The organism is Rubrivivax sp. JA1026 (assembly GCF_011065555.1).
GTDB lineage: Bacteria > Pseudomonadota > Gammaproteobacteria > Burkholderiales > Burkholderiaceae_C > Rubrivivax > Rubrivivax benzoatilyticus.
In genome coordinates this window covers 384959-395469 of sequence record NZ_JAALCQ010000002.1, presented here as the reverse complement: position 1 = coordinate 395469, position 10511 = coordinate 384959, and the positions used below count along the sequence as shown (strand labels likewise).

Annotated in this window: 4 protein-coding genes; all 4 read left to right on the top strand. The window is 62.8% G+C overall.

Features of this window, described 5'->3' with window-relative positions; all coding sequences use genetic code 11:
- Nucleotides 1–14 precede the first annotated feature (14 nt).
- Genes G5B56_RS05545 through pglZ form a run of 4 tightly spaced genes read left to right on the top strand, consistent with a single transcriptional unit; the run spans nt 15 to nt 10510 of the window.
- Nucleotides 15–1703 (top strand): DUF262 domain-containing protein, encoded by a 1689-nt coding sequence (locus G5B56_RS05545; protein WP_164962556.1) that lies wholly within the window; start codon nt 15–17, stop codon nt 1701–1703.
- A 47-nt stretch (nt 1704–1750) separates the two neighbouring features.
- Nucleotides 1751–6685: an AAA domain-containing protein gene (locus G5B56_RS05540; protein ID WP_164962555.1), complete on the top strand. Its 4935-nt coding sequence runs from the start codon at nt 1751–1753 to the stop codon at nt 6683–6685.
- Nucleotides 6682–8175, top strand: coding sequence for a hypothetical protein (locus tag G5B56_RS05535; RefSeq protein WP_164962554.1), 1494 nt, complete (start codon nt 6682–6684; stop codon nt 8173–8175). The genes G5B56_RS05540 and G5B56_RS05535 overlap by 4 nt, the downstream gene beginning before the upstream one ends.
- A 10-nt stretch (nt 8176–8185) precedes the next feature.
- A complete protein-coding gene (gene pglZ / locus G5B56_RS05530; RefSeq protein WP_164962553.1) occupies nt 8186–10510 on the top strand; it encodes a BREX-1 system phosphatase PglZ type B in 2325 nt (774 codons plus the stop codon).
- Nucleotide 10511 lies beyond the last annotated feature (1 nt).

Here is a 10511-nt window from a genome sequence, read left to right as displayed (position 1 = left end):
GGGAGGGGATTGAGTTGTCCAAGAAAATCAGCGGCGCAGAGTTCCCGCTCGCAAAAATCTTCAGCTCGGACTTCGACTATGTCATCCCGAGCTATCAGCGCCCCTACGCCTGGACGACGGTCCAGGCTGGCGAACTTTTTTCCGACCTGCATGACTTCTACTGCAAGGAGGACAAGGAGGACACCTACTTCCTGGGCAGCATCGTGCTCATCAAGGAGGAAGGTAAGCCGCACGCGGAGGTCATAGACGGTCAGCAACGGCTGACGACGCTGACCCTTCTCCTGGCCGCGTTGACCCACCGAGCCTCGGGGCAGATTCGCGATGCATTCCACCGCTACCTCTGCGAGCCCGGCAACGTCCTTGAGGGGCTCGCCCAGAAGCCTCGCTTGACCTTGCGGGAGCGTGACAGCGCGTTCTTCAAGCGCTATGTGCAGGACGTGGCTCTGGACGAACTGCTGGCCCTGGACCCGGCCCAACTGGAGAATGAGTCCCAGCGGAACATCCAGGCCAATGCGCGCCTGTTCTTGCAGCGCCTGGATGCGGCCTTTGGTGCGGATGCGGCGGCTGCCACGCAGTTCGGCGGCTTCCTTGTGCAGCGTTGCTTCCTGGTTGCGGTCTCGACGCCGAGCCAGCAGTCCGCGTTCCGTGTCTTCTCTGTGCTCAACAGCCGCGGCTTGGACCTACTGCCTACAGACATCATCAAGTCTGACGTCATAGGCAAGGTGAAGCCTGCGTTTCGAGATGCCTACAACAACACTTGGGAAGAACTGGAGGTGGAAACGGGGCGGGATGGCTTCGCCGAGGTCTTCGGGCACATCCGCATGATTTATGCGAAGGACAAGGCCCGTCGGGCCTTGCTCGAGGAGTTTCGGGAGCGGGTGACCCCCAAGGTTCCGTCTGCTGAAGACTTGGTCAGGAAGGTTATCGAGCCGTACACCCAGGCCTATCTGGTTGCCAAGCACGCGCAGTACGTCTCCACGTCGAACGCCGATGACATCAACGTCTTATTCCGTTGGCTGAACCGCATCGACAACTCGGATTGGTTGCCCAGCGCGATGAAGTTCCTCGCTGAGCACGAGTCCGATGCCCGCTACGTGCACTGGTTCGTCAAACGGCTGGAGCGGCTCGCGGCATGCATGCACGTGTGCGGATATGACGTGAACAGCCGAATTGAACGCTATGGGCGGGTCCTCTCCGCGTTGGAGAAGCCCCATTCGATGGCTTCGCCGGTATCTGCCATCGAACTCACCGACTACGAAAAGACCAGCTTCCTGGCGCAGTTGCAGGGCGAGGTCTACCTGATGACGGCGCGGCGTCGGAACTACCTCATCCTTCGTCTTGACTCCTTCCTCGCCGACGGGGCGGCCACCTATGACCCCTCCATCCTGACCATCGAGCACGTCCTGCCGCAGACCGTAGTGAAGGACTCGGTCTGGGCGGCCCAGTGGCCCAACGTGGCCGACCAACTGCGATGGTTGCATCGTTTGGCCAACTTGGTGCCGCTCAATCAGCGTCGCAACTCCCAAGCGCAGAACCACGATTTCGAGCGCAAGAAGAAGGCCTACTTCGCGGGCAAGCAGGGGGTGTCGTCCTACGTTCTGACCACCCAAGTGCTCAGTACGCCGAGTTGGACACCCTCAGTGGTCGAACAGCGCCAGAAGGACCTGATTGACGTCCTTTCGACATCCTGGGACCTGAAGTGATGGCAACGCGTTCGAAGCCGTAAAGGCCGGCGCAGGGAGGAATAACCATGGACATTCGCCTCATCGAAAAGGCGGGCGTACCGGCTTCGGAAATCGATGCTCACCAGCGGATTCAGAAGGCGTTCGATGCCGCGGCCTTCTCCAAGGGGTGGCGGGGCTACGCGTCGTTCAAGCTGCCTCGCGGCGGGCCCGGAGCGGGTGACGACGACTTTGACCTTGTCCTTGTCACTCACACCCACATCGTCGTTCTCGAGCTGAAGAACTGGCGAGGAAGCAAGCTCACAGCGCGCGGTGGCAATTGGTACGTCGACGGTCAACCACGGGGTCGTTCTCCCGTGCCCCTGGTCAATCTGAAGGCAAAGCGCCTGGGGACAACGCTCAACACGCGCGTGGGACCGGCCAAAACGCCGTTGGTTTTGTCTTTCGTGGTGTTGACCGGAAGCATCACCGAGCTCGACCTGTCCGAGGAGCCAAAGGAAGCCGAGTCCGTGCTGTTCCTTGATGAGCTGCTCGAGTGGTCCAAGCAGGCCGGGTACTCGAAGTTCATCTCGCGCCCGCCGCGCATCAACCCACTCGGCTTCCTGAACGCCTACGACCTGTTCTTCGAGGGGCAGAAGGGGCGTCCTGCAGGATTCAACATCCACGGCTATCGCCCCGAGGCGCAAGCCCTATGGGAGCATCCGAAGAAGCTGTATGCCGAGTTCCGGGCCAAGGAGAAGCAGGACCCCGACAAGCTGGCCTTGCTCCGGCAGTGGGACTTCGGCGCGCTTGGTAGCGAGCTGATTGGCGAGGGCGAACGAGGGTTCATCGGCCTGCGGGAGCAGCGGGTCTTCGAACACGTGGAGCCTCGTAACGAAGAACTCTCGCGCAGCCTGCTTCGGCCCATCGCGCGCATGACCGAAGCCGATGTCACCCGAGACTTCGCGGAGCTCTACGCACTGCCGCCCAAGGTCACGCGGCTGAGCGAATTCGTCAATGCAGGGCTGCCCAAGTTGACCCCGCCGGAGCGCGTGGTGCTGGTGAAGGCCATGCTGCAGCGCTTCGCCGACTTGCATGACCTGAACGTGGCCCATCGCGACATCGGTGCCCATTGCCTTTGGGTCGAGCGCCCGGCCAAGGTGGTTATTTCCGGCTTTCCGGCAGCCTACTACCCGACGATGGCAACCATCGGCACGTTTCGCGAACGGGTACAGGTAGAGCGCTCGAATCTTCCCGAGGACACCGGTCAGCCGGAAGGCGCCACGCCCTTCCGGCGTGACGTCTACATGCTCGGCGTCCTGGCGCATCTGATGCTCCATGGGGAGCGACCGCCTCGCGTGGACGGCCACTTCGTGTGGGAACCTAGGGCGTCTGATGCCTTCAGTGGCGCGTTTGACGCCGTGCTTGCGAAGGCGCTCAGCGCCGAACCCAAATCCCGGTTCGAATCCGCTCGCGAGATGTTGGAGGCCGTGAACGAGGCGTCCAGGAGCGACAACGAACAGGTCATCGACCTCGCTGCGTTCGACGTCTACCGGGCCAAGAGCCGAGTCCGTGACTACGCCGAGGAAGGAAAGCCGCTTACCGACGACGATGACCTGTTGGCGTTCCGCAGCAGCTTTGAGGGTCAGCCCGTACTGGTCAAGGAGTGGCATGGCGTCGAACCCGACCTGAAGCGGCCCGACCAAGCCATTCGCTTGCTGTCATTTCTGGAGCGAGCAAGGAATCTTCGCGCGGCTTCACTCCCTGGCGTTGCAGCGGTGCTCGACAGCGGGTTGAGCCGGCGCAGCCTTCTGGTGGTTCAGCGTTGGGTCGAGGGAGAAACACTCACCGAGTGGTTGAAGCGTCCGCAGGAGCGAGAGGCGCGCTTGTCCGTTGCCCGAGCACTGACCAGCACTCTGGCGCAGATGCATGACTTCGAGTGGCCGCACGGCGACATCAAGCCCGACAACATCGTCATCAACAGCGATGGTCGCCCGGTGCTGGTCGACATGCTGGATTTCCGAAGGTCGGCCAGCGATGCCTACACCACGGCCTACTTGCCGCCGGACTACAAGACCCTGTCTCCGCTCGGGCGGGACCGCTACGCGCTGGCAGCGGTGTTGGACGAGTTGCTGGTGCGCGGCCAGGACGAAGGCACGCTGCTGGGACTGGAGCAAGTACGGGAGGAAATTCAGCGGCTGCTCACGGAACGGCAGGTCTCAGGGCTGGAACCGTTGCAGAGCGCACTGAATGGAAAAGGGCAGTCGACCGACCTGCCTGATGTCGAGCCCTATCGCATCACCGTTCGTGGACTGGCTGGCACGGGCGTGCAGGCGGGAGAACTGCTGGGCGACAACGGGTACTTCTATCTCACGATGGAGAACTCTCGGAGGAATCCTGGCTCCAGGCTGATTCACCTGACAGGTGCCGGCACCAAGCTGACCGTGGAATGGCAGCCTGCGGAGCGGCGTGCTGCGTGGGTCACAGTCAAGCCTGTCGACCTGACGCAACTCATATGGGCCCAGGACAAGTGCCTGGGACGCATTCGCGCCCGGCTCGTTGTGTCTGACGGCATCCGAAGTGATGCATCGGACCTCGAGCCCTCGCTGGAACTTTGGGACGAGGAGTTCAGCGACCAATCTGGGTCGGAGGTGGATGAGGGGCGCCTTTCAGACGCACCCGCCCTAACAGAGGCAGCCACGAGGCCGGTCGACGATGATGCTTCGTCTGCTTTGGCTGCGAAGGAAGAGCCTTCGATTGATGTCGAGGAGCTCTGGCGAGGCCTTCTCGAGGCAGAAGAGGAGTCGCTGCCAATTGCCACCGTCATCGGTGAGATTCGTCGCAACCCGCAGCGTGAGCATCAGATGCTGTTGCCTTGCGCACTGGATGGCGCCGGCTTTGACCCAGACATCGATGACCGGACCTGGGTCGAGCGGCAGAACGCGGACGGGCTGTGGCGCCGCTGCGGCGACCTGGAGCTTCGAGACACTTCGCTCGGTGCCAACGCAGAGCTGGCCATTGAGCGCTGGGGTGGCAAACCGCCAAAGCTTGGCGACAAACTCAGGCTTCGCAGCAACATGGAAAGCGCGTCGCTCACGCGCCGGGCTGCAGCCGTCGAGCGCATCCTGGAAGGGCGCTCGGTTGTTCCGGACCTGATGTCGTACTTCCAGGCGTCGGGGACGCAGCCGGTGCCGATGGAGTTTCAACGTCCCCCGGAAGATGCATTGGATGCCTATGCACAGGGAAGCAAGCGCCTGAACGACAGCCAGAAGGAGGCTTTTCGCAAGGCGCTGCAGTTCGGACCTCTCAGCCTGCTCCAAGGGCCTCCGGGCACGGGCAAGACCTGGTTCATCGCTTCGCTCTTGCACTATCTGGTGACGAAGGAAGGGGCGCGTCGCGTCCTGGTCGTGAGTCAGGCACATGAAGCCGTCAACAACGCCTTGGAAAAGGCGCTGGAGCTGTTCGAGGCAAAAGGCGTGGCCTTCGATGCCGTACGTCTGGGCCACGAGTCCGTTGTGTCGGAGACCATTCGGCACCTGCACTCTTCCTCCATTGAACAGTCGTATCGTGAACGGTTCAAGGCCGAGTACAAGGAGCGCGTTGTTCGCTTGGCGACTGAGATGGGGCTCCCCGCCGAGTTTGCTGCCGCGGCAGTGAAGTTGCACCTCAACGTCGGTCGCTTGGTAGACCAGATTTCGGCCTTGACAGCGGACATGCCGGAGCCCTCGCCGAGCCGAAAGCGGAAGGATGTTCCGGACAGCTCCACCGAGGAAGCGACAGTCCAACGAGGCAAGCAACTGACAGAAGCGCTGCAGGAAATCTGCAGACGCGACTATCAGTACGACGTCGGCGAAGTGCAGCTGGGAGAGGTGCTGGACGACCTCTACAACCAACTGGCCGACCAACACGAGATTCAGTCGCCCCAGGCCATCGAGCGACTTCGGCGCTTGCTGAAGATGTCGGACGATTGGCTCAAGACCCTTGGCGAGCCCGCCGCGAACTTCGTCGAATTCCTGGCGAAGTCGCGGACAGTCGTGGCCGGGACATTGGTGGGCATCGGCCGGCGGGCAGCCGGCGTCATCCACAACATGTACGACTGGGTGGTCATCGACGAAGCTGGCCGGGCAGCTCCGAGCGAGTTGGCTGTGGCGATGCAGACCGGACGCCGAATCCTGCTGGTGGGCGACCACAAGCAGCTGCCCCCGACGTTCGAACAGGAGGTGCGCGACACGGTTTCGAGGAAGCTTGGCTATGCGGCAGATTCGCGAGCCTTTGCTAGCGACTTCGAACGTGTCTTCGACTCAACTTACGGGCTGACGGTTGGCGCTTCGCTGAAAGAGCAGTACCGCATGGCCCCCACCATCGGGGAGCTCGTATCGGAAGTCTTCTACGGCGGTCGCCTCGCCACGGGGCGCGGGCCCTCATGGCTGGATACAAGCCTGCTGCCTGTCCAACTGCGTCATGAAGTTTGCTGGGTGGACACTGCGCCGCTCGGACGAAGCGCCTTTGAGAGTGCTTCTCCAGACCGAATCGATTGGTGGAACGACGCCGAAGCAGGCGTGGTCATGGGTGTCTTGCGCGCGTTGCTTCAGAACCAGGGGCTGGTCCGAGCGTTGAAGGAAGGCCTCCAACCGGGCGACCCCATCGTGGGCATCATCTGCATGTACTCGAAGCAGCGCGAGGTGCTGAACCGGCTCAAGAGCGAGGCACGCTGGATTCCGTCAGACCTCCGACGGCTGGTCAAGGTCGACACGGTCGACAGCTACCAGGGCAAGGAGAACCGCATCGTCATCCTGTCGACGGTCCGTAACAACGCCCAACAGAACCCGGGCTTCCTACGCAGTCCCAACCGCATCAACGTGGCGATGTCGCGTGCCATGGAGCGGCTTGTGGTCGTCGGTGCTGCGCCTATGTGGAGAGGCAAGAACGAGGGAACGCCGTTAGGGCAGGTCTTGAGAAAGATTGAGTCGCTGTGCGCGGCCGACCGGGCCACCATCGCCAAGGCCCAGGAGTTCCGCTCATGAGCATCGACCACATCCCATTCAATCGAATCACCTTCGCGCTGCCAGTGCAGCCGTTCAAGGTGACCGCGTTCATCTCTACTCAGGAACGTCTGCCTGCGGTGACCGAGTTTGTGCTGCGGCTTCTGCATACGTGCGGGCGTGTGTCGCTGGCGGCCTTCCGCGACTACTTCGGATTCTCTGAGGCCGAGGCGCTCTCCGTCATCGAGTCATTGGACCGGCAGGGCTACGTCACCTTGTCCGATGACCAGCTGACGCTCAGCGAAGAGATGCGGCAACGCTTCGAGTCCTCTCCGGACGATTGCCCCTGGGTGAGCAAGCTGAAGCGCCGCACGGATGTCGTTCCGTTTGACTTGTTGACGTTTTCGATGCTTGGACGGGCTGAGTTCGCCTTCGCCACCGCGAACTGGGTGAAGCTGAACCCACCGCCTGAACTCGTCGGCAACAGCCTAGAAGAGGCGCGTCGTGCGTACCGCGAGAGCTTTGCACGCATCGAACGGGAGACGGCGCGGTCGCGTGGCGAGGAACGGGAGCGGTCCTATGGCGTCCACTCGATTGAAAGCGTTGAAGCCCGGAAGCCAGGATTTGTTCCACTGACCGTGAGCCTGGAGGTCGACGCGAAGAACACAGTGACGGCCAGGTTGCCGAACGAGTTCGAGGCAGGTGCCAGCCTGGAACTGTTGTCGGAGTTCCGCGAGTGCGTTGCGGCGTCTCTGGAGGCCAATGCGCGAGGAATCGAGGACGGCGTGCAGGAGTTCCTGTCAATGTTTGAGCTCGACTTCCTGCGCCCCTACGCGTTGGAGGCCGACCTGAACGCACACAAGCTTGCCACGGACGTCGAACGCGGCTTGAGCGCGCCCGCAGGGATTCAGCCGTTGTTCGGAGGAACATATCTGAAGAGGAACCGCGACGTGGTTTTGAGCCACCTTCACGAGGCGCGAGGAGGGCACAAGGGGCGGCCAACCTTCCAAAGCTCGCTCGGTTGGCTCGCACCAGACTACGCGCTATGGGGCCGAGGCGACGACTTCAAGCAGTGCGTGGACTCCTTCAGGAAGGCAATCCGCAACACGGGCCAGGGTGATGACCTGTACATCTTCGACAGAGCTGAAGAGCGTCAGGAGCAGCCTGTGAGAAGCAAGTACGCGGGGACGGGCTTAGTGGAGTTGCACCTCCTTCGGCCCGCTTCAACTGCGCCATCGGCGCGCTGGCACGCTTCTCTCGAATTGATGTTGTACCCCGGGCGCTTTGCGGTGGCGCTTCTGCACGCCGCGCTGCCTGCATCTCCAGGCGCGCGCGTGCCGTTTGGATTCATCTCGACCCGTCCGAAGCACTTGAGACTGGTCCATCAGCTCATGCTCGACGCCGGGAACGGAAATCGGTATGCCGGGCGCTGGTCGCCTAGCCGGGATGGCGCTCCCAGTCGGCCCACGGCGCTCTTCGACGCGTGCCCCTTCCTCGCGTACTCAGATATTCAGCTGCAGCCCTCACCATGACCCGTCTCTCATGAACCTCAAGTCAAAACTTGCCGAGGCTCTGCAAGCTGCAGCCAGAGTCAATCGGAATTTGATGGCGGCTCCGGCCGCTGTTCTTTGGCCGGACCCCGACCGCCAATGGCAGAAGGTCGTCCCATCGCTTCGTGACAATGTTCAAGGTCTGTTGACGCTGGGAGACTTTGAACCCGATGCAAGCCGCGGCCCCAGTATCTGGCTGAAGACGGTGGTCGGCGGCGCGCTCCCGTGGCTCAAGCCTGGTGTCGTTCCTGTCATCTACTTGCCTGGCGTCAGCAAAGCAGACCTGAGAGCCATCGAGTCGTGTCCCCGCGACTTGCAACCCCTGGCGGAATTGCAGTACCGAGGCACCTTCTGGAGTCAGGTCAACGGGAAGGACTGGACGGTCAATGCGTTTCTGACGTCCAAGAGCGGAGGCCTCGGCCTGGACGTGGCTCAGGACAAAGCGACGCAGGAAGCCTTGGCTCAGGTACTCGCTGCTGGCGTTCTGCTCGACAGGCCCATCGACGAGTTCAAGGGCCGGCAAATCAATGCCGAGTGGCTGCTGAGCTTGTTGGCGCCGAACCCGACTCGGGACCTATTGGCGTGGATGAACGCACCACAGGCCACCCAGAAGGAGTGGGCAGGTGTTCGCTGGGACGTGTTCTGCAAGCGAGCCAAGTCGGACTTCGGTTTTGACCCCCTCAGCGATGGGCCACTGGTGGCCGCCGAGAAGCTGGCGCGGCGCGACGGCAAGTGGGCGGCAGTGGCTGAGCTCTACCGCGACTCGTACACAAGCTTCCCGGAGGTGCTGACTCTGCTTCGTACGGTTCAGCCGCCGCAGATGGGACTGTTCCCCGACATGGACCAGCTCGCTGGCTACCCACAGGCCAACGAGCAGGGCGAGGCCGCCTTGCGCTATGCGCTGTCAGCCTGCAGTGCCATGGACGCCACACAGGCCCGCACAGCCATCCTCGCCGCAGAGAAGGAGCATGGCGCCAGGCGCGGTTGGTTGTGGACTCGGATGGGACAGGCGCCCTTGGCATCGGCCCTGGAGCATTTGGCCCGCCTCGCCGAACTGAGTGCTGCGGCTCCGATAGGCAATACCCCATCGGAGCTGGCGGCGAACTATCAGCAGTCGGGATGGCGAGTCGACGATGCCGCGACGCAGGCCCTCGGCTGCGTACAGACCAAGGCGGACACTGACGCTGTAGGTGCGGCGGTGCGCGCGGCTTACCTGCCCTGGCTGGAAGAAGCGGCGAAGCGCTTGCAGAACTCGGTGAAGCAAGCTGGCGGCCTGCCTGCGCTGCAGGGCGCGCCCGACCTCTCTTCCATTAAAGCAGGCACCTGCACGGTGTTCGTGGATGGGCTCCGGTACGACGTGGCCCAGCGTCTGCGCCCCAAGCTGGAGAGCCTGGGTGCGGTAACGCTGTCGGCTCGCTGGACCAGCATGCCTTCGGTCACCGCCTCTGGCAAAGCTTGGTGTTCGCCGGTTGCCGGATTTGTGTCCGGAACAGCCGAGGACTGGGAGTTCGAGCCCCGAGTCGCTCAGGACGGCAAACCGCTTTCAGGCCACAACTTCCGCAAGCTGTTGGACGAGCACGGTGTACAGGCACTGGACAAGCACGAGACGGGTGACCCGAGTGGACGCGCTTGGACGGAGTCCGGCGACCTGGACCACTATGGCCACGAGCATGGCGTTCGCCTGGCCCGCGACGTTGACATCCAACTCGCCCAAGTGGTCGAGCGGGTGCAAGAGCTTCGCGATGCAGGCTGGCGTCGCATTCGGCTCGTCACCGACCACGGCTGGCTGCTGGTCCCCGGCGGCTTACCGAAGACGGAGCTGCCAAAGCATCAGGCGGAGACCCGGTGGGGCCGATGTGCGGTGCTCAAGGACACCGCGCACGGTACGCCGCTGACCTTCGGCTGGGACTGGTGCAAAGACGTGCAGGTGGCGTACGCGCCCGGGGTGTGCTCCTTCATCGCGGGTGCGGACTACGCGCACGGCGGCCTGAGCCTGCAGGAGTGCCTGGTACCCGTGCTGGAACTGGTGACGGCGACGACGCCTGCGACGGCGCAGGTGACCATCAAGGCCGTGACCTGGAAGGGCCTGCGCTGCGTTGTCGAAGTGGACAGCGCGGCGAGCGGTCTGACCGTTGACGTTCGCACGAAGCCTGCCCTGGCGACGACAAGCCTCGTGGCAAGCGTGAAGCCGCTGGAGGCGAGCAAGGCCAGCGTCGCGGTGGTTGACGATGACAACTTGGGCGCTGCTGCGGTCGTGGTTGTCCTGGCTGCGGATGGACAGGTGCTCCAGAAGCAGGCGACGGCGGTCGGCGGCTGAA

Bases quoted from the DNA above. Each gene is read 5' to 3' on its own strand.
- G5B56_RS05535 (WP_164962554.1), top strand. From the start codon at position 6,682: ATGAGCATCGACCACATCCCATTCAATCGAATCACCTTCGCGCTGCCA.
- pglZ (WP_164962553.1), top strand. From the start codon at position 8,186: ATGAACCTCAAGTCAAAACTTGCCGAGGCTCTGCAAGCTGCAGCCAGA.
- G5B56_RS05540 (WP_164962555.1), top strand. From the start codon at position 1,751: ATGGACATTCGCCTCATCGAAAAGGCGGGCGTACCGGCTTCGGAAATC.